Source organism: Sorangium sp. So ce1504, from assembly GCF_051521635.1.
In the GTDB taxonomy this organism is placed as follows: Bacteria; Myxococcota_A; Polyangia; order Polyangiales; family Polyangiaceae; genus Sorangium; species Sorangium cellulosum_B.
Genome location: NZ_CP150365.1, coordinates 12,048,538 through 12,073,723 on the forward strand (window position 1 = coordinate 12,048,538; position 25,186 = coordinate 12,073,723).

General features: G+C 70.2%; 17 protein-coding genes. 13 read left to right on the plus strand and 4 right to left on the minus strand.

The window, feature by feature from the left end:
- The first annotated feature begins 175 nt into the window (after window positions 1-175).
- Window positions 176-514, plus strand: a complete 339-nt coding sequence (locus tag WMF39_RS45405) for a hypothetical protein (RefSeq protein ID WP_437742652.1) — start codon at window positions 176-178, stop codon at window positions 512-514.
- A gap of 236 nt (window positions 515-750) precedes the next feature.
- Here WMF39_RS45405 and WMF39_RS45410 read toward each other — a convergent pair whose 3' ends face one another.
- Both WMF39_RS45410 and WMF39_RS45415 read right to left on the minus strand, forming a co-directional pair.
- Complete coding sequence (locus tag WMF39_RS45410) at window positions 751-1,914, minus strand: lipase family protein (RefSeq protein WP_437742653.1); 1,164 nt, start codon at window positions 1,912-1,914, stop codon at window positions 751-753.
- A gap of 449 nt (window positions 1,915-2,363) precedes the next feature.
- Window positions 2,364-2,747, minus strand: coding sequence for a hypothetical protein (locus tag WMF39_RS45415; protein ID WP_437742654.1), 384 nt, complete (start codon window positions 2,745-2,747; stop codon window positions 2,364-2,366).
- A 277-nt stretch (window positions 2,748-3,024) separates the two neighbouring features.
- On the opposite strand from WMF39_RS45415, the gene WMF39_RS45420 reads away from it, so the two are divergent.
- From WMF39_RS45420 to WMF39_RS45435, 4 genes are all read left to right on the plus strand, one after another.
- Window positions 3,025-4,044 carry an AraC family transcriptional regulator gene (locus WMF39_RS45420; RefSeq protein WP_437742655.1) on the plus strand — a complete coding sequence of 340 codons (1,020 nt, stop codon included), beginning with the start codon at window positions 3,025-3,027 and terminating at the stop codon, window positions 4,042-4,044.
- Window positions 4,045-4,199: 155 nt separating this feature from the next.
- Window positions 4,200-5,537 carry a cytochrome P450 gene (locus tag WMF39_RS45425; RefSeq protein WP_437742656.1) on the plus strand — a complete coding sequence of 446 codons (1,338 nt, stop codon included), beginning with the start codon at window positions 4,200-4,202 and terminating at the stop codon, window positions 5,535-5,537.
- Between the two features lie 194 nt (window positions 5,538-5,731).
- A complete protein-coding gene (locus tag WMF39_RS45430; RefSeq protein ID WP_437742657.1) occupies window positions 5,732-6,040 on the plus strand; it encodes a sigma factor in 309 nt (102 codons plus the stop codon).
- Window positions 6,037-6,825, plus strand: a complete 789-nt coding sequence (locus WMF39_RS45435) for an MBL fold metallo-hydrolase (protein ID WP_437742658.1) — start codon at window positions 6,037-6,039, stop codon at window positions 6,823-6,825. Before WMF39_RS45430 ends, WMF39_RS45435 begins: the two co-directional genes overlap by 4 nt.
- Window positions 6,826-7,419: 594 nt before the next feature.
- On the opposite strand, the gene WMF39_RS45440 is transcribed toward WMF39_RS45435, so the two are convergent.
- Window positions 7,420-10,362, minus strand: coding sequence for an SBBP repeat-containing protein (locus WMF39_RS45440; protein ID WP_437742659.1), 2,943 nt, complete (start codon window positions 10,360-10,362; stop codon window positions 7,420-7,422).
- A 616-nt stretch (window positions 10,363-10,978) separates the two neighbouring features.
- Between WMF39_RS45440 and WMF39_RS45445 the strand changes: the two genes are divergently transcribed.
- The 8 genes from WMF39_RS45445 (at window position 10,979) to WMF39_RS45480 (ending at window position 23,556) form a co-directional block, all read left to right on the plus strand.
- Entirely contained in the window at window positions 10,979-11,563 is a 585-nt protein-coding gene (locus WMF39_RS45445; protein WP_437742660.1) for a TetR/AcrR family transcriptional regulator, read from the plus strand.
- A gap of 103 nt (window positions 11,564-11,666) precedes the next feature.
- Window positions 11,667-12,419, plus strand: a complete 753-nt coding sequence (locus WMF39_RS45450; RefSeq protein ID WP_437742661.1) for an SDR family oxidoreductase — start codon at window positions 11,667-11,669, stop codon at window positions 12,417-12,419.
- Window positions 12,420-12,545: 126 nt separating this feature from the next.
- A complete protein-coding gene (locus WMF39_RS45455; protein WP_437742662.1) occupies window positions 12,546-13,787 on the plus strand; it encodes an outer membrane protein assembly factor BamB family protein in 1,242 nt (413 codons plus the stop codon).
- Window positions 13,788-14,025: 238 nt separating this feature from the next.
- Window positions 14,026-15,552, plus strand: a complete 1,527-nt coding sequence (locus WMF39_RS45460; RefSeq protein ID WP_437742663.1) for a M16 family metallopeptidase — start codon at window positions 14,026-14,028, stop codon at window positions 15,550-15,552.
- Window positions 15,553-15,572: 20 nt separating this feature from the next.
- On the plus strand, window positions 15,573-16,946 hold the full coding sequence (locus WMF39_RS45465; RefSeq protein ID WP_437742664.1) for a M16 family metallopeptidase: 1,374 nt from the start codon (window positions 15,573-15,575) through the stop codon (window positions 16,944-16,946).
- A gap of 66 nt (window positions 16,947-17,012) precedes the next feature.
- Complete coding sequence (locus WMF39_RS45470; RefSeq protein WP_437742665.1) at window positions 17,013-17,147, plus strand: hypothetical protein; 135 nt, start codon at window positions 17,013-17,015, stop codon at window positions 17,145-17,147.
- A 331-nt stretch (window positions 17,148-17,478) separates the two neighbouring features.
- Window positions 17,479-17,964: an SLATT domain-containing protein gene (locus WMF39_RS45475; protein ID WP_437742666.1), complete on the plus strand. Its 486-nt coding sequence runs from the start codon at window positions 17,479-17,481 to the stop codon at window positions 17,962-17,964.
- Between the two features lie 312 nt (window positions 17,965-18,276).
- Window positions 18,277-23,556, plus strand: a complete 5,280-nt coding sequence (locus WMF39_RS45480; RefSeq protein WP_437742667.1) for a pentapeptide repeat-containing protein — start codon at window positions 18,277-18,279, stop codon at window positions 23,554-23,556.
- A 54-nt stretch (window positions 23,557-23,610) separates the two neighbouring features.
- Here WMF39_RS45480 and WMF39_RS45485 read toward each other — a convergent pair whose 3' ends face one another.
- The gene (locus tag WMF39_RS45485; RefSeq protein ID WP_437742668.1) at window positions 23,611-25,137 is read right to left on the minus strand and encodes an L-fucose/L-arabinose isomerase family protein; all 1,527 of its coding nucleotides are present in this window, start codon (window positions 25,135-25,137) and stop codon (window positions 23,611-23,613) included.
- Between the last annotated feature and the right edge of the window lie 49 nt (window positions 25,138-25,186).

Below are 25,186 nucleotides of genomic sequence, written 5' to 3' on the forward strand. Positions count from 1 at the left end.
CACAGCCTGCAGGAGCTCGTCCAAGCTCGTCGCGCGCTACCACGATGAATCAGCGCCTGGCGGGCGGCCGCATCGCCTGGTGATCGTCGCGCACCCCACACCCAACGAGACATCCCGAAAGGAGCCATCATGCCAGTGAGATTTCCACGGCCGGCCTTGCGTGCCATTCCAGTTGATGGGCGCCGGGCCCGCGCCCGCCGCCAGGGCATGGGATGCGCTGGTCGGCCCGCTCGGGCTCGCGGGCGCCGCCGAGGGCCAGCGGGTGCGCACCGCTGCCGGCGCGCCGCCCCTCGCCGGCGTGGTCGAGCGTGTCGGCCCGAGCGAGTACCCGGAGCTGCTCCTCCGGCTCGAGGAGCCGGCGCCCGGCATCGCGCACCTGTTCGCGCTGCCCATGGCGGGACAGATCTTCCTGCCGATACGCATCTATCTTTACGGCGAGGGGGCCCAGGCCGCAGCCGCGCGCGACGAGCCGTTGTGGCAGGCCTGGATGGCCGAGTGGTTCCCGCGGCAGTAGGTCGGTTCCACCGCGAGGACGCCCCGAGCCAGGAGATGGTGTTTGCCTCGCCGTGCACGGGTACAGGAGCCCGGGGCGGCTGCCGGTGCCCGTGCGCACCATCGCGGCCGCGTACCTGCGCAGGTGCTTGCCCGGAACCCTGAGGGATTTCTCGGCTCAACGAGCTCTCGCTCCTCTCGGACCCGGCTGGCCTGTCGCACTCGGCTCACTATCCGTCTGGCGTGGGGCAGCCTTGCTCAGGGGAGGAACTCGGCGCCGGGGAAAGACTGCAGCGAGGTGCGCAGGTAGTTGAGCGGGCTGTGATCGCCCAGCGAGTAGGGCAGGGACACCTTGGACAAGAGCGGGAACTGGTCCTTGATCCAGGCCGCCGCGCCGATTGCGAGGGCGTACAGCCCGAGCCACGTCTGAGATGCGCGCGTGTTCCTGAATTCCCATGTGGCCAGCGGCGACGTATACTCCTGTCCGAAGTGCGTGAACCGCCCCACCGTCTGCGGCGGCAGGTGCGGCACCAGGTCGTTCCGGTAAACATGCCGGAAGAGCCGGTCCCCGAACATGGATCCGAATGCCTTGGCGAATACCTCGTCACCGACCATCGGCTGCCCGAACGTATACACGCCGCACAGCCTATCCCTGATCGGAGCGAGGACCGGATCCATGTGCATGGCCGCCGTGGCCAGGACGGCCAGCGCTCCGCCCAGGCTGTGCCCGGTCAGGTAGAGCGCCTTCATCTTGGCTCTGCCGACCGTCGCGGGGCAGCCGTCCTCGGCGCCAGGCAGCGTCGAGTTCTCCATCGTCAAGCTCTTCAAGTCGAGCGGCTTCAGATCCGTGTAGTCGCGATGGCTGATCTCGTTGATGGCGTTGATGAAACAGTTCGAGTATCCGAGCAGCGCGCCCTTGAGCTGTACCCTGATACCGGGCCACAACCCCAGGAAGGCGCGGAAAATGCCGCCGTGCACGATCCCCGTGGAGAAAAAGGGGTCCGCCTTTACACTGGCATCCAGGAGCAGCTGGATGGTGTTGGTCGGCAGTGTCCCCCCGAAGCAGACGATCACCAGCTCTCCGCACTGGCTCTGGATGACGTGCACGGTGGTGTCCAGGAAGAGCGCGTCATTCTTTAGATGCATGGATACAGTCTCATTGTTCGGGATGCCACGGAGGCACATCATCCTGGCCATGGTGTCTGCATCCGAGTAGGCCCACGTGGAGGCGGCGGAGAGGAGGGCGGCGGCCTTCTGATCGTACCTCCTCGTATTGTTCACCAGATGCTCGACGAGCTCCGTGTCGCTCGCGATCTCGTGCTGGAGGATGTTTTCGAAATCGATCTCGAACTGCCGCCCGAGCCCCTTGAAGTGCTCCGTGGAGCCCTTGGCGTCGGGTCCTCGCGCACAGGTGAACTCCATATCGTCTCCCGGTGGCGGGCTCGCTCACCCCGCCTCTGGCCCCTTGATATACCCTAAGGCCATCCCCCGCGCGGTCAACCGTGGAACCGCCGGGGATCACGGCAGAGCTCATCCTCCCGTGCCTCGGACCGCGGTCGCGGTGTACAGCATGTTTGCCGCGTGTGCATATCGTTCGTCCGTGATGCGTTGGTGTATGTCAAGGACGACACGTGCCGCGCGGATACGGAGCTTCGCCAGCTTCTCCTTGCAATCGGGGTGTGTCCGTATGGAGATCCACTGTTCTCTTCGTCGTTCGGTGTTCTGCGAAGCATCGACGAGGTACCGCGCCACCCACGTCCTGGACCGGGCGGAGCCCTCGGTCGGGGCCTGACGGCGCCGAGACGTCTGGGTTCCCTTCTCCCTCCTGATGGGCAGCGACCCTTGGCCGCGCGGCGCCGATGGCGCTGACGCTACTCGCGCGTCAGTGCGACGACGAACGCCAAGAAGGCGCGGACCTTGGCGGACATGAGGCTGGCGGTGGCGCCGAAATCGAGGAGGAAGTGGCCCTCGGCGGCGCCGATCCGCGCGACGGCATAAGGCATCTGGCTGGAGACCACGAGAGGCCTCTTCTCGCCGTGACAGCCCTGGAGGTCGGCGAGCGGGGCCACGTCCGCGTCGCCCGCTCCGCCAGCGCCCGCTTCGCCAGCGCCCGCTCCGGCCACGCCAGCGCCGCCCGCGCCCGCCCCGCCCGCGCCGGCAGACGACGACGCCTCGCTCGTGGTCGCATTCTGGGCGGGTGACTCCGCACGATCGGCAGCGCCGCAGCAGGCCGAGATGGCGCGCAGCGAAAACACCGCAGCGGTGGAGGTGCGTGGCCTTGCACAAGGGGCGATCGACCCCGGAGAGCGCTCGAATCCAAGCATCGATGCGATGCTACCCGGTATTGCCGCATCGCACCGAGAACGCTGTTCCGGGCGGACAGCGGGCGATTGCAGCGTGGGGCGCGCCGATCCGGAGGACATGCCGCTCCCGTGGGATTCGTGACCACGGCCGTGAACCGGGGCGACCCGGCGCAGGGAGGAGCGCCTCCACGGAGGCCGCCGCGCGCGTGCGCTATCCTCGACGCACGCCATGTCCGACGGCGAGCTCGTCTTCGCATCCATGCCTGCCGCGCTCATCACGTTCGCGTTGTCGCGCGGCGTCCCTCGCGACGATCTCCTCCGCGCAGCCGGCGTCACGCCCGAGGTGCTCGCCGCGCCCGACGAGCTCGTGCCGTATGCATCGCTCAACTCGCTGTGGGAGCTCCTGATCGAGCGCTTCCCCGGCGAGCCGCTCGGGCTGAGCTACGCGCGCTGGGCCCCGGTATCGGTCGTCGGCCTCGTCGGGCACGTCGTCCGCCACAGCGAGACCCTGCGGGAGGGGGTCGCCGTCTACGGCCGCTTCTGCCGCCTCATGGACCCGCACCTCCGCGTCGTCATCGAGGAGCGCGGCGAGGTCGTCCACCTCGCGCTCGATCACGAGCCGCGGATCGTCGCGATGGCCGAGCCGATCGAGATGATGGTCGCGACGTCGGCGCGCTTCATCGCGCTCTACCTCGACGGCGCCGCGCGACCGATCGAGGCCGTGTTCCGCCACCCCCGCCGGCACCCGCCCCCGCTCTACGAGGAGGTGCTCGGCGCCCCGGCCCGCTTCGAGGCGGACGCGACCGGCCTCCTCTACGACGCGCGCGTGCTCGACGCGCCCCTCGTCGGCGCGGATCCCTCGGTTCGCGATTACCTCGTGCGCCACGCCGAGCAGCTCCTCGCCGCGCGCGCGGCGCCGGCCAGCCCCCCGCCGCTCGACGTGCGCGTGCGCGCCCGCATCGACGAGCGGCTCGATCGCGGCGACGTGGACCAGGAGCGGATCGCGCGCTCGCTGGGCATGAGCACGCGCTCGCTCCAGCGCGCCCTCAAGGACCTCGGCACGTCGTTCACGGCGCAGCTCGACGAGGTCCGGCGTGGCAAGGCGCTCGATCTCCTCCGCCGGCGCGACCTCGCGCTCCAGGAGATCGCCTTCCTGCTCGGCTACGGCGAGCCGCGCCACTTCTACCGCAGCTTCCGTCGCTGGACAGGCACCACCCCGGGCGAGTACCGGCGCACCCGCGTCCGCTAGCGACGCCGGGTAGCTCCCCGCGCGCGCCCCTGGCGCGATCCGTCGCAACGTTGGCGCCCGACGCCGCTGCCGCGGCGCCGCGCCGAGCCCATCGTTGCATCGATCCCGGCGAGGCGCCGCGCGCCACCGGGATCGAGCTCCTGCCGAGGTGTGCCATGAGCCAATTGCCCCGAGGCCCGCAGGGTCGATTGCTGACGACAACCCAGTTCCTCACGCGTCCGACCGAGTTCCTGTTCCGGTGCGCCGCCACATACGGCGACGTCTTCAATGTCCCGATGTACACCGGCGACTTCGTGATGGCCGGCAGCCCCGCGTCGGTCCAGGACGTGATGACGGCGCCGCCCGACACGTTCGTTCCGTATGCCACCAAGGCGATCGCCCGGCTCCTGGGGGAGCACTCGCTCATCATTCTGTCGGGCGAGCGTCACAGGCGCGAGCGGAAGCTGCTGACACCGCCGTTCCACGGCGACCGCATGCGCGCCTACGCCGCCACGATGGCGGACGTCGCCGCCCGCCGCTTCGCCGAGGCGGCGCGCGCGCCCCGCGCCGTCGCCCAGGAGATCACGCAGGCGATCTCGCTCGACGTCATCATCCGCGCCGTCTTCGGGGTGGAGGAGCCGTCTCGAACGAGCGCCTTCGCGCGCGCGGTCGTCGCGATGACCGACGCGCTGACCCCGGCGCTGACCTTCCTGCCGTTCCTGCAGCGGGAGCTCGGGGGCTTCGGCCCCTACGCGCGCTTCCGCCGGCGCGTCGACCACCTGGAGGCCCTGTTCCGCGAGCAGATCGAGCGGGCGCGCGCGGCGCCGGGCGACGACATCCTGAGCCTCCTGGTCTCGGCCCGCTACGACGACGGCTCGAGCATGAGCGACCAGGCCATCTTCGACGAGCTCCGGATGCTGCTCTTCGCCGGGCACGACACCACCGCGCTCGCCCTCGCGTGGGCCCTGGACCATGCGCACCGCCACCCCGGCGTCCTCGCGCGGCTGCGCGACGAGATCGACGCCCTCGGCCCGGAGCCCGACCCCGAGCGCCTCGCCGCCCTGCCCTACCTGGACGCGGTGTGCAAGGAGGCGCTGCGCCTGCATCCGATCGTCACCGAGGTCCCGCGCGTGGCGGCGCAGCCGTTCCGCCTCGGCGAGCACATGCTCCCGCCGGGAACCGGGGTGGCGCCGTGCATCCTGCTCGTGCACCACCACCCCGAGCTCTACCCCGAGCCGTCGCGGTTCAGGCCCGAGCGCTTCCTGGAGCGCAAGCACTCCCCGTTCGAGTACCTGCCGTTCGGCGGCGGGAACCGCCGCTGCATCGGCGCGGCCTTCGCGATGTTCGAGATGAAGATCGTGCTCGGCGTGGCGCTGTCGGCGTGGCAGTTCCGCCTGCTCGACGAGCGCCCGCCCCGGTCCGTGCGGCGCAACCTGGTTATGCTGGGCCCCGCGGGCGGCGTCCCGCTCGCCCTGCGCGCCCGCAGCCGCAGCGCCCTCCGCGCCGCCGCCTGATCCCGAGGTGCAGCAGGCGCACGGCAGGAGGCCGAGGACGGGAATGCGTTGGCTCCGACACCTCGATACGGCGGACGGGGGAGGAGACGGAGGAGATCACGACATAAAGCTTCCGTGCTCTCTGCGCTGCGGTGATCGCCGGGGGTGGATCTGGATTCGTTTGCTGCCTGGTTGAAGGCAGGGGAGCAGTTGCCGTGAACCGTACAATTGACGAAAACAAGGATCGCGTCCCCGGCGCCGACGAGCGCGCGGCGGCGGACGAGGGCGCGCTCACGCGCGCGTTCGAGGGGCAGCGGCCGCGCCTGCGGCGCGTGGCGTACGCGATCACCGGCTCGCTCGCCGAGGCGGAAGACTGCGTGCAGGAAGCCTGGCTGCGGCTGCGACGCGCCGAGGACAGGCACGCGATCCGGGATCCGCGAGCCTGGCTGACCAGCGTGGAGGATCTCGATCCGGACCGCGCGTCCCTTGGTGGGACCTCGCTCGGCCTGCGAGCTGCGTCGTGAGCGCCCGGATCGCCATCACGCGGGTCGTCAACGCGTGCGTCGTCCTCGAGCTCGACGGGGGCGCGGTGCTGACCGATCCGTACTTCGACAGCCACTGGTTCATCGGTCTTCGCGAGCCGATCGGGCTGAAGGTGGCGGAGCTCCCTCGACTGGCCGCAATCCTCGGAGGCCACGGCGTGTTCGACCACTGGCAGCCTGGGTCCATGGCGTCGTACCCGTTCAAGGCAGAGACGCCCGTCTTCGTCGCCACGAGGTCGATGGCAGCCAAGGCGCGATCGGCCGGATTCGAGCAGGTCTCGGTCGTCGACTGGGGCGACGTTCGCGCGCTCCCCGGAGGGCTGGAGGTGGAGGTCGCGCCCTCGCAGATCGTGACCGGCATGAAGACGAACAGCTATGTGATCTCCTCCGCCGGCCGTCGCATCTTCATCGGCACCGAGGCGCGCGATCTGGAGCCGTTGCGTCGATACCGGGCGAGCCGGCCCGGCGTGGACGTGGCCCTCTTGCCGATCGACAGCGCGAGCTTGATGGGCCACAAGCTGGTCATGGACCCGCGCGACGCGATCGAGGCGACCCGCATCCTCGGCGCGAAGACGCTGGTTCCGATCCACTACGCGCTCAAGGGGAGATCGTTCCTGCTCCAGACGCCGTTCTCGGATCGAGACTTGCTCCTGCTCGCGCGTGATGCGCCCGACATCGACGTCGTGTGCCTCTCCACCGGCACCCGCTGGGAGCATGGCCTCGGCGCCGCGGCCGGAGCTCACCCGCGGCATCCTCCCGCGGCGTGACGCGCACAGCACGAAAGTCCTCCCAGGCGTCGCAGCCGGCGGAAACGCTCGCCGCTGCTCCCATGGCGTGTTCGCGCCTCGCTCGTCGTGGCGCTCTCTCGTGACGCCCAAACCGCTGGCCCGCGCCGCGAAGCCTGAACCGTGCCCGGGCCACGTGCCTCGGCCCGCTGCACCTGCGTCGCCTGCGCCTGCGCCTGCGTCGCCTGCGCCTGCGCCTGCGCCTGCGTCGCCTGCGCCTGCGCCTGCGCCTGCGCCTGCGCCTGCGTCGCCTGCGCCTGGCCCTGCGTCGTCGTGCGCTCCGTCGGCGCCCTCAGCGAAGTCGCTCGCGCATGCCGAGCCTACGGTGCGAGTTGAGCCGACCCTGATCTCGGTCTTGCACTGGGGGCGGCTGCTCGACGGGGAGCTGTTCGCAACGTCGCGCCACGTCGAGTGGGCCGTGCTCATGAAAGGCACCTTCGGGTTCGATGCTTTGCGATGCCCGAGGTGCGAACGGAGGATGCGCGCGCTCTCCACGATCACGGACCCAGAGGCGGTGCGCCGCATCCTCGTTCATCTCAACCCCCCCTCACTATTTCACGGCGATTTCGGCGAACGTCAGCGCCCCTGGACCTCGAAGTTGGTCACGCCCCAGCCCTCATCGAAGAGGCCGGTCAGCCCAGTCGCGGACAGGTCGAGCGCGAGGTCGGGCGCGGAGTGCGGGAAGACCAGCTTCATGCGGTACACGGAATCGCCGTACGGATAGGCGAGGGTGTTCACCTCGAGCGCTCCCGCCCCGGCCAGGCTCCCGTCCAGCGGATAGCTCTGGGAGCTCATGGTGTTGGAGAAGGACTCGCTGAGCAGCTCGACGCCGTCCGCGGAGGCGGCCCAGACGCTGGGGCCAAAGGGGCCATCGCCATCCCAAGCGTTGATGAGGTAGAGGTCGAAGCTGACGGTCAGCTCGGTGTGGGGGGCGAGATCGTTGAGCGTCAGGTGCGCCGTCTCGTTGCCGAACTGCCCCAGGAAGGTGCGGTCTCCGAGCGGGGTGACGCTGGTGACGATGGACGCCCACTCCTGGCCGATGGATCCGGTGAATTGGTTGAAGTAGACGCTGCGGGGGCTGTTGATGACCGGCCCGCCCTGCCCGTGGCTCGCGAGATCCGTGGCGACCTCCTGGGCCGAGTCCGCGAAGCTCGCGTCGCCGGTGAGGCCCACGTCGAGGATGCACGTCTGCTTGACGGCCTCGTCGGTGATGCCGGCGCAGGCCTGCTCGCCCGCGGCCCTCTGCGCGGGGGTCAGGTTGTTGAGCCACGCTGGCTGTCCGGGACCGGCCGGATCGCCGCACGGCGTGCCCTGTTGGATGAGCGCGACGTCGCCCTGGGCGGCGCCCACCCGCCAGACGTCCGCGTAGCTGTTCGTGTCCTGGTACATCTCGAAGAACGTCAGCGCGCTGCTCAGCACGCTGCCGTCCCGCGCCATCATGAACTCGTTGGTGGGGTCGTTATCGGCGTTCCCGAAGAGGCCGACCATGTTGCCCACGCTGGCCGGCGGGACGAGGAAGAGCATGTCCAGGTACAAGCCGAGGACATAGCTCCTTGGATGCACCGCCAGCCGCTCTCCCGTCGGCCAGGCCAGCACGGTCCTGCCGCTCGCGGACTGGTAGACGCTCCCGCCGCCGGCGAGCGCGAGCGCGCCGCTCGACGGCACCGTCGCCTGTTGCCCGTTCAAGTAGAGCGCGCCGTTCGCGTGGAACTCCACGAGATCACCCGCGATGCGCGCGCCCACGGCCCGGCCGGTCGAGACGCCCGGCGACACGGGGCACTGCCGGATCTGGATCTCCAGATCGGGAGTGGCCGTGCTGGTCGCCATCACGAAGTCGCCCTCCCCCTGGAAGTCGAAGGCGACATTATCGAAGCTGACGTAATGGGGGTCTCCCCAGCACACGGCGGGCTTGCAGGACGAATCAGCGGTGTCCACCCGGCACCCCTTCATGACCTTGACGAGGAGGGCGTCGCTACCACCGCCGCCGAAGGAGTGACCGCAGAACGGCGCGTCCGTCCTGCCCGTCAGGAAGACGTTGCCCCTCGGATCGACGGCGACGCCTTGTCCCGCCTCCGTCGCGTTCGTGCCGATGTACTCGGTGCGCAGGTGTGCCCCCGCCGTGCTGTACTCGCGCAGGTACATGTCCGCGCTCCCGAGGGACGCGTCGGAGTCGAGGTCGCGGGGGGTCTGGCCGGTCAACACGACAGATCCACCGATGACGGCCACCGACGTAGCGGAGACGTTCTCGCTCGCCGTTGTCTGCCGGATCCATTGCGTCGTGAGGCTCGCGTCCAGCTTGGCGAGGAAGGCGTCATACGCCGTCGAAGAGGCATAAGGGGGGAAGTTCCCGTTCGTCGTGCCGGAGACGTAGACGACGGTTTGACCCGACTCCACCGCAGTGGTCAGGCTGAACGCCTGGTCCTGGAGGTTCGTGCCGAGGAGAGCCACCCCGCCCAGAGCACCGCTGTCGCTGTAGCGGGCGACGAAGGCGTCAGCGCTGCCGCCCGCGTACGGTTGGCCTGCCAGCGCGCCGGTGGTGTAACCGGCGACGTAGACCTGCCCATCGGCTCCGACGGACACGCTGCGCGCGATGGTCGTCCTGTTGTTCACTCCGAGCTGCCTGGTCCAGACAGGATTGCCGCTCGCCGAATACTTCGCCACGAACAGCGACGTCGTGCCGCTCGTCGGCGGCGGGTTCACCCCGGCGAGATTCCCGCCTGTGGAGCCCACCACGTAGACGCTGCCGTCAGGTGCGTGGGCCACGGACCACGCTTGATCCACCACAGCCGTACCGAACTGGCGCCGCCACGCCTCGGTCCCGTTTGCGTTCAGCTTGACGAGGAAGGCGTCCGACGATCCCTTGTGCTGGCCGGCTTCGATCGCGCCGCTCGTGTGGCCGACCACGTAGAGCGACTCGTTGCCGCTCGTGGGGCACTGGGCCGAGGAGACGGCGACGCTCGTCGCCTGGTCGCTCGCCGACGTGCCGACCTGCGCGCCCCACAACAGGTTCCCGTCCTGCCCGACCTTGCGGATGAAGGCGTCACTCGCGCCGCTGTTCACCTCGCCCGAGATGGCCCCGGTGGTGGACCCGACCTGGTAGACGGCGTCGCAGGACGCGGCGACCGCGTTCCCGAGGTCCGCGCCGGTCGTGGGAGTCTCGTCATGCCACGTGAACCCCTCGAAGCTGGGGCAGGTCACGTTTTGCAAGGGGAGCGAGAGGCCCTTCGGGCTCTCCCTCCCCGTGGGGTCGAACGGGAGGGTGGACAGGGGGGAGTCGTCCTCCTTGGGCCTCAGCTCCTCCTCGGTCGCGCTGGTATCGTCGTTCAGCTCCCCGGCGGGGGCGAGATCATCCCCCTCCGCTCCGGAGCCGTCGTCCCCGGAGGAGATCGGCGCAGCCTGGTCGGGCTGGGGGCCTCTCGTCGAGCCCACCGGCAGAGGATCGCCGGTCGAGCCGCTGCAAGCGGCGACGCCCGCTGCCAGGATGCACACGGAGAGCGTCTCACAATGAAATCGTTTCATGATTGAACCTCGCAGTGAATGATGCGAACTCGAAATGGCCCTGAGGCTGGGAGAAACCGATGTTTCATTCTCTTTGCTGGTGGCCCCCGTACTACCCAGCCTGTGTGAGGTCGCGCGCCCGGCCTTGACGCCGCCGGTCCTCGACGAGCGCGCGTTCCTCGCCGCCGAAAGCTCAGAGCTTCCGGATAGCCCCTCATCGCGCTCCGATTCTCGCGGGGGTCGCGCGGGGTGCGGGCGTCATGAGCAACGAGCGTGCCTGACCTTTCAAGCTTCAGATCTGCGCCACCTAGCCGCAGGCCGAGCTCCTCGGCTGAGCCCGTACCGCGCGCAGGTGAGCGCCGCTCCAGGGACGGGATTGTTCCGCCTCCGTGCAGGGGGCAACTGCGGCAGCGTGCTCGTCACCCAGGGACGCAGCGCTTCATCCAGGGACGCGGGCTCTATCGCGGCCCCCGTCCCCAGCTGGACGCCCATGGGGCGCCCTCGGCTGGTGCGCTGCCGCCCCGCGGTCGAGCACACGGCGCTCCCGGCGCCCCGATGGCCAGAGCCGCAGGAAAGCAGGCCCGGTGCCCTGCTCTTTTTTCTGGACTCAATAGTCCAGAACGATCATGCTCTCTCCGTGGCCCGTCCCAAGGAGTTCGATCGCGACGAGGTGCTCCGGCGCGCCATCCCGGTCTTCTGGGAGAAGGGCTTCGCCGGCACCTCGACCGAAGATCTCGTCCGTGCCATGGGGATCGGCCGACAGAGCCTCTACGACACGTTCGGCGACAAGCGACGCCTGTTCCTCGAGGCGCTCCGCGCCTACAACGCCGACAGCATCGCCTCGGTGATCAAGGAGCTCCGGGCCGGACCGAGCGCGCTCGCGGCGCTCGAGCGTGTCCTCGTCGACCTCGCCGAGGAGCACGGCGCGGCGCGCTCCCTCGGCTGCATGGGCGTGAACGCCGTCTGCGAGCTCGCCCGCGAGGACGACGAGGTGCGCGCGCTCACCGCGACCAGCGCCGCGCTGCTGGAGACCGTGCTCAAGGACGTCATCGACGACGGCAAGGTGAAGGGTGACATCGGCCGCGCGGTCGACAGCCGCGCGGCCGCTCGCTTCCTCGCGACCACGCTCAGCGGGATGAAGGTGCAGGCCAAGGCCGGCGCATCGACCGAAGCCCTCCGCGACGTCGCGGCCTTCGCGGTCCAGAGCCTGCGCCCGCGCTGATCGCGCGGCGGCCGCTCCGGGCCCCGCCCTCGCCGCGCGCTATTTTTGACTGATCGTTCAAGTAAACCGAAGCACAACAGCCAACGACGCAAAGGAGCTCAACATGAACAACGACATCGGGCCGCTCGCGGGGAAGAAGGCGATCGTCATCGGCGGATCGCGCGGCATCGGCGCGGCCATCGTGAAGCGCCTCGCGCGGGAGGGCGCGGCGGTCGCCTTCACCTACGTGAGCAGGCCGGACCGGGCGCGAGAGCTCGTCGCGGCCGTCGAATCCGAGGGTGGGCGCGCCATCGCCCTTCAGGCCGACAGCGCCGATGCGAGCGCGCTCGAGCGCGCGATCGCCGAGGGCGCGAGGGCGCTCGGCGGGCTCGACGTCCTCGTGAACAACGCCGGCATCCTGATCTTCGGCAACGTGGAGGAATACAGTCTCGAGGACTTCGACAGGATGCTCGCCGTCAACGTGCGCGGCGTGTTCGTCGCCGCCAAGGCCGCGGCGAATCACCTATCGCGCGGCGGGAAGATCCTCGTCATCGGCAGCAACATCGCCGAGCGCGCGATGCTCGCCGGCTCGGCCGTGTACGGGATGACGAAGGCAGCGGTCGCCCGGCTGGTGCGCGGGCTGGCGCTGGATCTCGCCCCGCGCGGGATCTCGGTCATCAACGTCCAGCCTGGCCCGACGACGACCGACATGATGCCGGCCGACGGCCCGCACGTCGACTGGGTGCGCAACATGAGCCCCGAGAAGCGCATCGCCGACCCCGACGAGATCGCGCGGTTCGTCACGTACCTGGCCCGGCCCGAGTCGACCTACATCAACGGCGTGAGCCTGACGATCGACGGCGCCTTCTCGGCGTGAGCTGCCAGAGCGCTGCTCGCAGACACCCCCCTCACTTGCTCGGTGAGCCGAAGCCACGCTACGACCGGCGCAGGAACACACCGCATGCGGGGGATCGCCGGAACGTGGACGCAGGTGCCCGAGATCATGGATTCGAACAGGGCTATTCCGGCCACGGCCCGCGGACGAGCCCCGCGCCCGCGCTCGCCCCGCGCCGCCGCCCGCGCCCGCGCGCTCCTCCTCGCTGTATGCGTCGCGCTCGGGGCCCTGTCCGTCGCCTGCGGCGGCGGCCAGACGCAGGGCGAGGCGTTCGACCCGCGCTGGAAGGACGATGGCGGTGCGGGCATCGCGGCCTTCCAGCGGCGGTTCGCGGGCAGGCGCATCCCCCTCGGCGCCGACGTGGCGGTCGGCGTCGTCGCGGGCGCGGGCGCGCCCGAGCTCGTCGGGGTGCCGCTCGACGGCGGCCCGGCGTGGACCTTCGCGCACCCGCTCGACGCGCGCCCGGCCGTCGCGGGGAGCGTCGTCGTCGGGCTCGGCCGGGGCGAGCTGTTCGCCCTCGACGCGCGCACCGGGGAGCTGCTCTGGACGCGGCGCGCCGGCGGCAGGCTCCGCGGCGCGGGCGACGACGGCGAGACCACCGTGGTCTCGCTCGTGTCGACCACCGGCACCACGAGCGTCGTGCTCGCGGTGAGCCGCGAGGGCCTCGTGCTGCGCCAGATCGAGGACTCCGCCGCCATCGGCGTGCCCGCGGTCGTGGGGCGCTACGCGTTCCTGCCCTGGCAGGGGCGCTACGTCACGGTGTTCGACCTGCAGACCGGCGGCGAGGTGGCGCGGGCGCTGCTCCGCACCGAGGTGAGCCGCGCCTTCCTGCTCGGCGGGGCGGTCTTCTTCGGCGGCGAGGCGGCGACGCGGTTCGACGCCTTCATTGGGCTCGGCGCGGCCGGGCGCGCGTCGACCGCGCGGCTGCCGGCGCGCGAGCTGCCCGGGGCGCCGGTCTGGATGACCGCCGGGACCGAGGTGCTCGCGCCGGCCGCCTCGGCCGAGGACAGGGCGCGGCTCTACGCCCGCCCCAGGCCGGCCGGCCCGCCGGGCATCGAGGCGGAGCGCTACGTGGCGACGTACTACCGGGCCGCGGTCGGCCTCGACGCGCGCTCCGGCGCGCTCGCCTGGGCGCACGCCGGCGAGGCCGACTTCCTCGGCGGCGCCGCCTACGCGGGCGGCTTCGCGCTGTGCGACGCGCGCGGCGGGATCTCGTTCCTCGACGCGCAGCGCGGGGCCGTGGCGGGGCGCGCGTCGCTCGGCCGGCCGGTCCAGGCGTGCGTGGTGCAGGCCGACGGGCTCACCGCTGCGTCGATCGGCGGGAGGCCTGTGGAGACCCGCGCAGACTGAAGCGCCGTGTCGGCGGAGGCCTGACCGGTCGAGTTCGTCCTTGGCGCCTCGGAAGGAGGAGGCCGCGGCGACCTGCGAACGGGCGCGATCGCGACGGCGACGACGACCCCATTGCCATGTCTCTGCGCAGCATCAGGTGATCGACATCGCGCTGGCATCATCCCACGGTGCATAGCCGCCCTGGCCGGCCGCTCCTCTGGCCCGCCTTTGATCCGCAGTCCTTGCCAAGGCGCCCACGATGCTCCTGCCCTCGATCCGGATCCGCCTTCTCGCCCTCGCGCTCGCCACCTCGCTCTGCGCTGGCGCGGCCTGTACCAGCGACGCGCCCAGCTCTGCTTCGCCGCCGCCCGCCGCCGCGCCTGACGCGCCCGCGCTGCCCGGCGCCCCGGCCCGGCTCCAGGTCGACGTCGCGTACCACAAGCTCGACAACGGCCTGAAGGTCGTCCTCTCGCGCGATACGACGGCCCCCATCGCGACAGTCGCCGTCTATTACGGCATCGGCTTCCGCAACGAGCCCAAAGATCGGACCGGGTTCGCCCACCTGTTCGAGCACATGATGTTCCAGGGCTCGCAGAACCTGGGAAAGATGGGGTTCATCCGGCTCGTCAACGCGCACGGCGGAGTCCTCAACGGCTCGACCCGGTTCGACCTTACCAACTACTGGGAGACCGTTCCTTCCAACACCGTGGAGATCATGCTCTGGGCCGAGGCCGACCGGATGCGGGGCCTCGACATCACCGAGGAGAACCTCGCGAATCAGAAGGACGTCGTGAAGAACGAGGTGAAGGGCGGCATCCTCAACACCCCGTACGGCGGCTTCCCGTGGCTCGACATGCCGCAGTTCGCCAACGAGAACTGGCACAACGCGCACAACTTCTACGGCGAGTTCAGGGATCTCGACGCCGCGACGCTCGAGGACGTGACGGCGTTCTTCCGCACCTACTACGCGCCGAACAACGCGGTCGTGGCGGTCGTCGGCGAGTTCGATCCGGCGCAGACGCTCGCGTGGGTCAAGGAGCACCTCGGCGACATCCCGCGGTCCCCGCAGCCGGAGCGGCCCGACACCGCCGAGCCGCGCCAGGAGGAGGAGAAGCGCGCCAGCAGGACCGACGCGCTCGCCACCCGCCCCGCCCTCGCTGTCGCTTACCACGCCCCGCCGCGCAACACGCCCGAGTACTACGCGATGGGCCTGCTCCATCAGATCCTGCTCCGAGGCGATGACAGCCGCCTGCATCAGGCCCTCGTGCGGCGGCGCGGCCTCACCGGCGGCGTGGGTGGGGGCATCAATGTGGGGCTCGGGAACATGTTCAACATCAACGGCCCGGCGCTGTGGACCGCCTATCTCATCCACGACGCCGACAAGCCCGCAGACGTGATCCTCGCGGCGATCGACGAGGAGATCGAGCGGGTCCGGCGCGAGCCCGTCGATCGGGCGACCCTGGAGCTCGCCGTGCTGAAGGCTCGCTCCGAGCTCTACGACCTTGTCGACTCGGAGCACGGCCTCGGCCGGGCGGACCTGCTCGCCTGCTTTGCGCTCTTCGACGACGATCCGCAGCGGCTCAACCGGATCGAGGGGGAGCTCGCCCGGATCACGCCAGAGCTCCTGCATGCGACCGCGCGCGAGTACCTGAGGCCGACGAACCGGACGGTGCTCACCGTCGCCCCCGGGGCCGCGGAGGAGCCGGCCGCTGCGGAGGAGCCGGCCGCGGGCAGCCTGCCGCAGGGGCAAACCGAGACGAAGAGCCCGAAGAGGGCCGACAGGTAGGTAGACGGAGAAAGGCCCTCATGAAACGCGCTGTGCTCACCACGCTCGCCTCGCTCACCCTCCTCGGCGCTGCGGCGCGCGCCGAAGGGCCGCCCCGACCAGGCCCCCCCAGGGACGTCGACGTCCCATCGACCACGGAGCTCACGTTGCCGAACGGGATGCGGGCCACCCTGATCCCCTTTGGCACCTTGCCGAAGGTGACGGTGGAGCTCTCGGTGCGCACGGGCAACATCGATGAGGCCGCCGATCAGGTCTGGCTGTCTGGCCTGACCGGCGAGCTGATGGAGGAGGGCACCACCGCCCGGAGCGCGGAGGAGATCGCGCTGGCCGCGGCCCGCATGGGCGGGCAGCTCGCGGTCGACGTCGGCTTCGATACGACGGAGATCGAGGGCGACGCGCTCTCCGAGTGCGGCCCGGAGCTGGTGAAGCTCATCGCCGACGTGGCGCAGCGGCCGAGGCTGCCGGAGGCCGATGTGCCCCGGATCCGGGCGGACCTGCTCCGCGCCCTGTCGATCGCGAAGTCCGATCCCGCGCAGCTCGCCCGGGAGAAGCTCGGCGCCCTGCTCTATCCCGGGCACCCCTATGGCCGCCTGTTCCCCGAGCCGGCCATGCTGAAAGGGTACTCGGCCGCGCACGCCCGCGCCTTCCACGAGGCGAACTTCGCGGCGGCGCGCGCGCACCTCTATGTGGCTGGGCGGTTCGACGCGGCCGCGGTGGAGGCTGCGATCCGCGACGCCTTCGGCAGCTGGAAGCGCGGCGCGGAGCCCAAACGCACGCCTCCGGTCGGCCGGAGCGCCCGGGAGATCCACGTCATCGACCGGCCCGGCGCGCCGCAGTCGGTCGTGCGCCTGGCCCTGCCGGTGATCGAGCGCCGTCACCCCGACAGCATCGCTCTCGAGGTGACGAACACGCTGCTCGGCGGGGCCTTCTCGTCCCGCATCATAAGCAACATCCGCGAGCAGAAGGGGTATACGTACTCGCCCGTGAGCGTGCTCGTGGACCACCGGAGGACGGCGTACTGGGTAGAGGCCGCCGAGATCACGACGGCTGTCACGGGTCCCGCGCTCAAGGAGATCTTCGCCGAGATCGACCGGCTCCAGGCCGAGCCGCCTTCGCAGGAGGAGCTGTCCTCGATCAAGCGCTACATGGCCGGCGCGTTCGCGCTGCAGATGTCTTCGCGAGGCAGCCTCATCAACGCGCTCGAGGACGTGGACCTCCAGGGGCTGCCGGACGATCACCTGGACACCTACGTGGAGCGCGTCCTCGCGGTGACCCCGGAGGACGTGCGACGTGTGGCGCAGAAGTACCTCGACGACTCGCGGATGACGATCGTGATCGCCGGGGATCGGGCAGCCATCGAGGCGCAGATCAAGCCGTTCGCCACCATCAGGTGATCGCCGCGCCGGGGATCCGGCCCGGGCCCTTCACCCGGGAAGGCAGAGCGCATCTCGAACGTCGAGGTGAGCCGCACGTCGCGCGCCTATCCCGCCAATTGCGCGGCGGACATCCCGTACGCGTACTCCTCCGCGCTGACGAGCGACGCGAACGCCGTGAAGACGCTCGTGCCCGCGTCGGCCGGAGCTGGAAAGCTCTGAGCGGCAAATAGAGCTGCCAGGCTCCCGGCGCGATCGGCGTTTGCTGCCGACATCTGGATTCGCTGGCCCCTCGGCCGGGTGCGATGATGTGGGGGCAGCCGTCGAGCTGCGGAGGTCTTCGTGAGCGGCATGGACGGAACTCCTGCGCGTAGGGTTCGCCTGCGGCTGATGATGGGCCGAGGATGGCTCCCGGTTGGCTCCCTACGACATCCCGGCCGACTTGATCCACCGTCAGAGGTGCGCGTAGCCTCGACCTGCACGCCTCAGGCGCGATACGCAGCGGCGAACTGGAAGCGCGCTCTCCTGGAGAGACAGCAAAGTTCGAATCACCATGGCCGACGAGATTGACGCGGTAAGCTATGCGGGGAAGTGGCGCCTGCACTTCGAAAGAAAGGCGGATCACAACAAGGCCGAGGCGTTGATCTGCTTCACCGCCACTGTCGCATGCACGCTGGTGGCACCGGTCTTCGTCATGCTCGGAGAGGGGTTCTGGCTGAGCAAGCTGGTGCCGTCGCTGCTCTCGCTGCTGGCAGCGGGAATGACGACATGGCTCCAGCTGAGGAAGCCTCAGCAGCTTTGGGCGCTGTACCGCACCTGTCAGCGGCGTATCGAGGATCTGCAGGCGGCACATTCGTTCGGATTCGCAGGCTTCGAAAGGGCGGCCGACCGCGATCGCCTGCTCGCCAAGCGGGTCGCTGAGATCGTGATGTTCTCGCATGAGCAATGGGTCCCCTTGGTGCCGAGCCCGGAGAACATCGGTGCGCTCACGGAGTCGAGGCTTCGAAGAGCTCCGGACGCAGAGGATGGCAATGCGTAGATAGATCGCTGCGGTCGCGCCACCTCGCCGAGCCCGACGAGCTCCGGCGTCGGGCCGAACCGAGCTTTCCCCGCGGCGTCTTCCGGGGCACCTCGACCTGCCCTGGGGGAAACGCGTGCATTGGGTCCACCGCGGGCGCCGGGTCGTGGGCGACCAGCACCAGCTCATCGCGGTACAGGCTCGAGATCGCCTCGGCGCCGCGGAGCTCGAGCACCTGCGGGTGTCGCCACGGCCCGATTCTCTCCGAAGCGCCCTCCCAGGCGAAGGCGACGTCGCTCACTCTATTGCGGCGCCTCTCGCTCCGGCTGCACCATGCCTTGCGTGGCGAAGGCGCAGCACGACACGGCGGAGGCGCGGGACGGGGGCCGGGGAGGCGCGGACGCAGGCGCGGAGGTCGACGTCGGGCCGATCGACGTGCTCGTGGTCGTGGCGCTCCAGGACGAGCTCGAGGGGGTGCTCGCGCAGGGCGATGGCGGCGCCGCGGGGTGGCGCGAGCTGCGGGACCTCGGCGGCTTTCGCTACTACCGGCGCGCCCTTCCGAGCGCTCATGGCGGGTCGCTCGCGGTGGCCGCGGCGTGGATCGGCGAGGCGGGCCAGCGCACGGCGGCGATCCGGGGGCAGCAGCTCCTCGCCGAGCTCGATCCTGCGTGCCTCGCGATGTGCGGCATCTGCGCGGGCGACCCCCGCAAGGTGGCGCTCGGCGACGTGATCGTGGCCGACCGGCTCTACAGCTTCGATGAGGGCAAACGCCTCGCGCCGCCGGGCAAGGAGGCGGAGCGCCTCCACGACGTGCGCACCTTCGATCTCGCGGCCACGTGGAAGATGGACGCCGCCTTCCTCGCGCGCGAGCTCGACCTCGCGGCGCTCTCCCGCGAGCGCCCGCCCTCCCGGGAGTCCCAGCAGCGGTGGCTCCTCGACGCCCTCCACGCGCACGAGGCGGAGGGCGGGCCCTCGCCGGTGGCGCACCCCGGCCGGAGGCGCGCCTGCCCGGGGTGGACGGCGCGGGTCAAGGAGGCCGTGAAGGACGGGCTCGCCGCGATGAAGGGCGGCGCGCTGCGCCTCACCGAGGCCGGGCGGGAGAAGGCGCTGGAGGAGCGGCTGCTCCACCCGGACGGTCCGCCGTCCGATCCGCCGCTCTGCGTGCATGTCGGGGCCGTCGCCACGCTCACGGCGGTGGTGCAGGATCCGGGCGTCTGGCGCGACCTCCAGCGCGTGGTGCGGGGCACGCTGGGCCTGGAGATGGAGGGCGCGGCGATCGGCGACCTCGCGGGCCGCTGCCAGAAGCGGTCGATCTTCGTGAAGGCGGTGAGTGATCACGCCGACCTCGCCAAGGACGACAGCTTCCGCGCGTTCGCGTGCCGCGCCTCGGCGGCGGTGCTTGTCGCGTTCCTGCAGAAGCACCTCGCGCCGGCGCCGCGGCCGGAGCGCGAGCTGCCGGGGCGGCGGGGGCCGGCCGGAGAGGTGGATTGCACCTCGGGCGACGGTGAGCGCGGCGAGCGCGCGTTCGAGGAGCGGCACGACGGCTTCCTCCAGCGCATCGAGCGCGTGGCGCTGCTGCGCACGCCCGGCGCGACCGTCACGAGGCACCGGACGCCGCCCCCGTTCGCGGGCGTGCTCGAGCTGGCGGCGCGGGACGGATCGCTCGTCGACCTGCGGGTGATCGGCGCGCTCGATCAGCCGATCACGGAGGAGCTCGTCGCGCGCTACGTGACCGAGGTGGAGCGCCCGTTCCGGGAGCAGGATCCGCTGCTCCGATCGACGCTGATCCACGCGGGCCCGCAGGCGCCGCCGGCGCTGATCGAGCGCGCATGGCGCCGCGGCGTCGTGCTCAAGAGCTTCTCGGAGTACCAGGGGCTCATCGACTTCGGCCGGTACCTCGTGCGGCAGACGGACCGGCTCGAGGCGGACCCGATCTACCCGCCGTGGCTCTACGTCGAGCAGCCGGCCGTGGTGAGCCTCGGCGACCGCGAGAAGAGCGTCACGGAGAGCGCGCTCGCGTCGCTGTGGGAGCTGCTCGACGCGCCCCGCCGGCGCTTCGTGCTGGTGCTCGGCGACTTCGGCGCGGGCAAGACGTTCCTCTTGCACGAGCTCGCGCGGCGGATGGTGAGGGAGGAGCACCCGCTCGTGCCGGTGCTCATCGAGATGAGCCGGCTCGAGAAGCAGCGCTCGCTGAGCGTGCTTGTCGCGCAGCACTTCGCGCTCGCGGACGAGCCGATCGACCCGCGCGCCTTCGGCTACATGCTGGCCGAGGGGCGGATCGCGCTGCTCTTCGACGGCTTCGACGAGCTCGCCCTGCGGCTGACGTACGACCGGGTGCTCGAGCACTTCGAGACCGTGATGCAGGCGGCCGAGGGGATCGCGAAGGTGGTGGTGACCAGCCGGACGCAGCACTTCCTCGATGACCGGCAGATCGAGCAGGAGCTCGCCCGGCGGGCGGAGCAGGTGCAGGGCTACCGGCTCGTGCAGCTGGAGGGGTTCGGGCAGCCACAGATCCGGCGGTTCCTGGGCAACCTGATCCCCGAGCCCGCGGAGGCCGAGGCCCGGTACCGGCTGCTCCACGAGGTCAGCGATCTGCTCGGGCTCTCGGAGAACCCGCGCATGCTCGGGTTCATCGCGAAGATCGAGGAGAGAAAGCTCCTCGAAGCCAAGGAGGGGACGGGGGAGATCACCGCGGCCAAGCTGTACGAGCTGCTCGTGGAGCAGTGGCTCGACCACGAGCACCGGCGTGCCAACCCGCGGGGAGCGCCGCGCGGCATCTCGCGCGAGGCGCTCCGGGGCGCGATGACCGAGCTCGCGCGGCTGCTGTGGGACCGGCGGGCGCGCGCGGTCGGAATCGCCGAGCTGCCGGAGAGCCTCGTGAAGGGCGTACAGCCGAAGGACGGGCCGCCGCTGGAGCGGGCGATGGTCGAGTTCCTGATCGGCTCGGGATCGCTGCTCGTGCGGGACGCGGAGGGGGCCTTCTCGTTCGTCCACCGCTCGGTCCTCGAGTGGCTCGTGGCCGAGGCGGCGGCGCGGGAGGTGAATGACACAGGGGACAGCGCGGCGCTCGCGGCCGACGAGATGAGCGAGCTGATGGTGGACTTCTTCGTGTCGCTCGCGGGGCGCGAGCAGGCGGCGGCGTGGGCGGCGCGGGTGCTGCACGGGGCGGCCAAGGGGCATGCGAAGGACAACGGGCTGCGGATCGTGCGCTTGCTGGAGAAGAGCGAGCAGGGGGCGGCGGTCGTCGGGGAGGACGAGATCGAGGTGGTCGAGGGCGTGAACCTCGCCGGCCAGGACCTGAGCGGGCAGAACCTCAACCGCGCGGATCTTCGGAGCGCCAATCTGGCGAGCGCCAACCTCACGAACGCCGCGCTGGTCGAGGCCAGGCTGGCCGGCGCCTCGCTCCTCTCGGCGCGGCTTGGACGGGCGGATCTGCGCGGCGCTTCGCTGACGGGCGCCGATCTCCGGGGCGCGGACCTGTCGTTTGCTCGCCTCGTGGACGCGGATTTGACCGGTGCGGATTTCGCTGGGGCGACGCTGCGCGGCGCCAAGCTGGTCGGCGCCCGGGGGGTGGCCGTCGCGTCGCTCGTGGCGGAAGGGGCGGCACCACCTCGGCCTTCCGGGGCTGACCTGATGTGGATACCGGCGTCATCGTGCAACGCGGTGGCCTGGAATCCCTCGGGAGATCTCCTCGCGACGGGCCATGGCGACGGCTCGGTCCGGCTCTGGGATGTGGTCTCCGGGCGAGCCATCCGGGGGATAGCTGGACACCTCGGTCCGGTGAACAGCGTGGCGTTCAGCCCTGATGGCCGGACGCTGGCCTCGGGGTCGGATGACTCGAGCGTGAGGTTGTGGAAGGTCGAAAGCGGGCGAGTCCTCCGCGTCTTCGAGGGCCATGGCGTCGGGGTGAGGAGCGTCGTGTTCAGCGCTGACGGCCGAACGCTGGCCTCGGGGGCGGGGCGCGCAATGCGCTTGTGGAAGGTCGACAGCGGGCACGTCCTCCGCGTCTTCGAGGGTCATGGCAACTGGGTGAACAGCGTTGTGTTCAGCCCTGATGGCCGGACGCTTGCTTCGGCGTCGGATGACATGACCGTGAGGTTGTGGGAGGTCGAGAGCGGGCGAGCCCTCCGTGTCTTCGAGGGCCATGGCCTGATGGTGACGAGCGTGGCGTTCAGGCCTGATGGCCGAACGCTTGCTTCGGGGTCGCGGGACATGACCGTGAGGTTGTGGGAGGTCGAGAGCGGGCAGGTCCTCCGTGTCTTCGAGGGCCATGGCGCCCGGGTGAACAGCGTCGTATTCAGCCCTGACGGCCGGACGCTGGCCTCGGGGTCGAACGATACATCCGTGAGGTTGTGGGAGGTCGACAGCGGGCAGGTCCTCCGCGTCTTCGAGAGCCACAGCCATGACGTGATGAGCGTGGCGTTCAGCCCTGATGGCCGGACGCTGGCCTTGGAGCCGAATGATACGACCGTGAGGTTGTGGGAGGTCGAGAGCGGTCGAGTCCTTCGCACCTTGGGCGGTCATGGCAAGGCGGTGACGAGCGTGGCGTTCAGCCCCGGCGGCCGGACGCTGGCCTCGGGGTCGCATGACACGAACGTGAGGTTGTGGGAGGTCGAGAGCGGCCGAGTCCTCCGCGTCTTCGAGAGCCACAGCCATCACGTGATGAGCGTGGCGTTCAGCCCTGATGGCCGGACGCTGGCCTCGGGGTCGCATGACACGAACGTGAGGTTGTGGGAGGTCGAAAGCGGGCGAGCCCTCGGCACCTTGGGCGATCATGGCAAGGCGGTGACGAGCGTGGGATTCAGCCCCGATGGCCGGATGCTGGCCTCGGGGTCGAATGACACGACCGTGAGGTTGTGGGAGGTCGAAAGCGGGCGAGCCCTCCGCGTCTTCGAGGGCCATGGCAAAGCGGCGACGAGCGTGGTGTTCAGTCCTGACGGCCGGACGCTGGCCTCGGGGTCGAATGACACGACCACGAAATTGTGGGAGGTCGAAAGCGGCCGAGTCCTCCGCACCTTTGGGGGTCATGGCAAGGTGGTGACGAGCGTGGTGTTCAGCCCCGATGGCCGGATGCTGGCCTCGGGGTCGAATGACACGACCGTGAGGTTGTGGGAGGTCGAAAGCGGGCGAGCGCTCCGTGTCTTCGAGGACCATGGCAAGGGGGCGACGAGCGTGGCGTTCAGCCCTGACGGCCGAACGTTGGCCTCGGGTTCGTACGACACGATCGTGAGGTTGTGGGAGGCCGGAAGCAATCGAGCCCTCGGCGCTCTCAAGGGCCACACTGCCCCTGTGGTGAGCGTCGCCTTCAGCCCTGACGGCACGCTCCTCGCTTCTGCCTCGACCGACGGCACCCTCCGCCTCTGGCGGGTTGCCACCGGCCGATGTCTCGCGATCCTCCTGCCCTGCGCCGAGGGATGGGCCGCCTTCACCCCCGACGGTCGTTACAGGTTCGGCGGCGACATCGCAGGTTCCTTCTGGCACGTGATCGGCCTCTGCCGCTTCGAGCCCGGCGAGCTCGATCCCTACCTGCCGAACCCCCTCCGCCTCCCCGACGACGAGCCCCTCATCGCGCTCCCGCCCGCCGGAACGCCGCCCGGGAGCGGCATGGTATAGGCGGAACGCGCCCGAGCCCACGTCGAGCTACGTTGCAGCGAGCCGACCGTCGCCTCAGAGCTCGCCGACCTGGCTGTGCTCGTAGAAATCGACCAGCGCCTGGCCGCCGCGGCCGAGGCCCGCCTGGGCATTGATGTAGGGCACCGCGTCTCGAATCGCCTTCATCGTCAGCTCGATGTTCTTCTGCGTCCCGACCACGAGGGCGGTGTGGTGCTCCACCGCCCGCTCGGGCTGCGTCAAATAGCGAAAGAGCTCCTGAATGCGCGGGATCTGGATGCGGCCGCGCGTGCCGAAGGTGTCGACGCCTTCTTCGCTGACCCGGCCCACCCCGCCGTAGAGGAACACGCTTCCTTCGCGCGCGTTGGTGCAAGGTCTCAGAAAGGCGCAGGTGCCCGCCTTGAGCTCGCCGTCGACCGCGCCCCAGGTGTTCTCCGCGCCGATGTCGGCCTGGGTGGCCAGGATCTCCTGGCGGGTGATGCGGGCGCCGGGGCGCATCACGCTCCTGGCCCAGACGCCGCAGTGGAAGAGATCCACCTCCTCGCGCTCGTCATCGTACATGTTGTTCCAGTCGCCCAGCAGCGGCACGAGCCCGGAAGCACACTGCAGCATGTACATCCCCATCCAGCCCGCGATGTCGGTCTCGCAGGCGGCGGGGATGAGCTTGTCCGAGAGCATGCTCATGCAGGTGCAGGGCATCACGCCCACCTCTCCGCCGATCTGGTACTTCTGCATCTCCGTCCAGCAGCGCACCGCGATGCCGTCGAGGTCATTCTCTTTCACGAAGCGATCGAAGACGACGCCCATCCGGGCGATCGCCTCCAGCGAGGCGCGCGGGACGTCAGCCGCCGCCATGTAGCCGGAGACGGCTTCCAGCTGGGTGGATAGCTCGCGCGGCGAGACCTTGCGCATCTGTCGATCGAGCGCGATGAGCTCCAGGCCGACCGTGCTCAGGCCCATGTGCCCCAAGAGCTCGGTGGAGACGTTGGTGACCGTCTGGAACGCGTCGGGCCCCGAGCCCACCAGCCCGAGGCGCACGCCGCGGCCCCGGCGACGGAACTTCGATGCCAGGACGCAGCTCGCGTAGAAGGCGTGGAGATCGTCCGCGAAGGCTGCCGAGCTCACGGCTTCGCAATGCCTGGACGTGAGGGTGTACGGGTAGCCGATGTGGCGGAGCGCGTTGGCGGCCGAGAAGCGCCCGCACGCCCCGTCCCGCCGGCCCTTCTGTCCCATGCGTCCCAACCCGCGCACGTCAGGCTCGGTGTGCAGCAGCACCGGCACGTCGAGGTCGGCCAGCCGCAGAAAGTCCCGAATCCCGTTTTCATCGGAGAAATTGTACATCGAGCAGATGACGCCAATGGCCCCGCCGCCGTCGGGAGCGCGGCGGTACTGCTGGGCGACGCCCGCGGCCGCGCGCGCGTCGGCGTAGGTCTCGACGTTGCCGAGATCGACGTAGCGCACGCGCTGGCCGAGCACATGGCCCACGGCCGATCGGGTGGCTTTCGCTCCCTCCTTCGCGAACTCCGTCGGAAAGAAGCCCCGGTTGCCCATGAAGCCCAAGATCACCGGTTCACTCTGTGCCATTGCTGTCTCCTGGAGCAGGCGGGCTTGAGCAAGTATGGCCTTGCCGCTC

Bases quoted from the DNA above. Each gene is read 5' to 3' on its own strand.
- WMF39_RS45450 (WP_437742661.1), top strand. From the start codon at position 11,667: ATGAACAACGACATCGGGCCGCTCGCGGGGAAGAAGGCGATCGTCATC.
- WMF39_RS45475 (WP_437742666.1), top strand. From the start codon at position 17,479: ATGGCCGACGAGATTGACGCGGTAAGCTATGCGGGGAAGTGGCGCCTG.
- WMF39_RS45485 (WP_437742668.1), bottom strand. From the start codon at position 25,137: ATGGCACAGAGTGAACCGGTGATCTTGGGCTTCATGGGCAACCGGGGC.
- WMF39_RS45465 (WP_437742664.1), top strand. From the start codon at position 15,573: ATGAAACGCGCTGTGCTCACCACGCTCGCCTCGCTCACCCTCCTCGGC.
- WMF39_RS45460 (WP_437742663.1), top strand. From the start codon at position 14,026: ATGCTCCTGCCCTCGATCCGGATCCGCCTTCTCGCCCTCGCGCTCGCC.
- WMF39_RS45425 (WP_437742656.1), top strand. From the start codon at position 4,200: ATGAGCCAATTGCCCCGAGGCCCGCAGGGTCGATTGCTGACGACAACC.
- WMF39_RS45480 (WP_437742667.1), top strand. From the start codon at position 18,277: ATGCCTTGCGTGGCGAAGGCGCAGCACGACACGGCGGAGGCGCGGGAC.
- WMF39_RS45410 (WP_437742653.1), bottom strand. From the start codon at position 1,914: ATGGAGTTCACCTGTGCGCGAGGACCCGACGCCAAGGGCTCCACGGAG.
- WMF39_RS45405 (WP_437742652.1), top strand. From the start codon at position 176: ATGGGCGCCGGGCCCGCGCCCGCCGCCAGGGCATGGGATGCGCTGGTC.
- WMF39_RS45455 (WP_437742662.1), top strand. From the start codon at position 12,546: ATGGATTCGAACAGGGCTATTCCGGCCACGGCCCGCGGACGAGCCCCG.
- WMF39_RS45440 (WP_437742659.1), bottom strand. From the start codon at position 10,362: ATGAAACGATTTCATTGTGAGACGCTCTCCGTGTGCATCCTGGCAGCG.
- WMF39_RS45420 (WP_437742655.1), top strand. From the start codon at position 3,025: ATGTCCGACGGCGAGCTCGTCTTCGCATCCATGCCTGCCGCGCTCATC.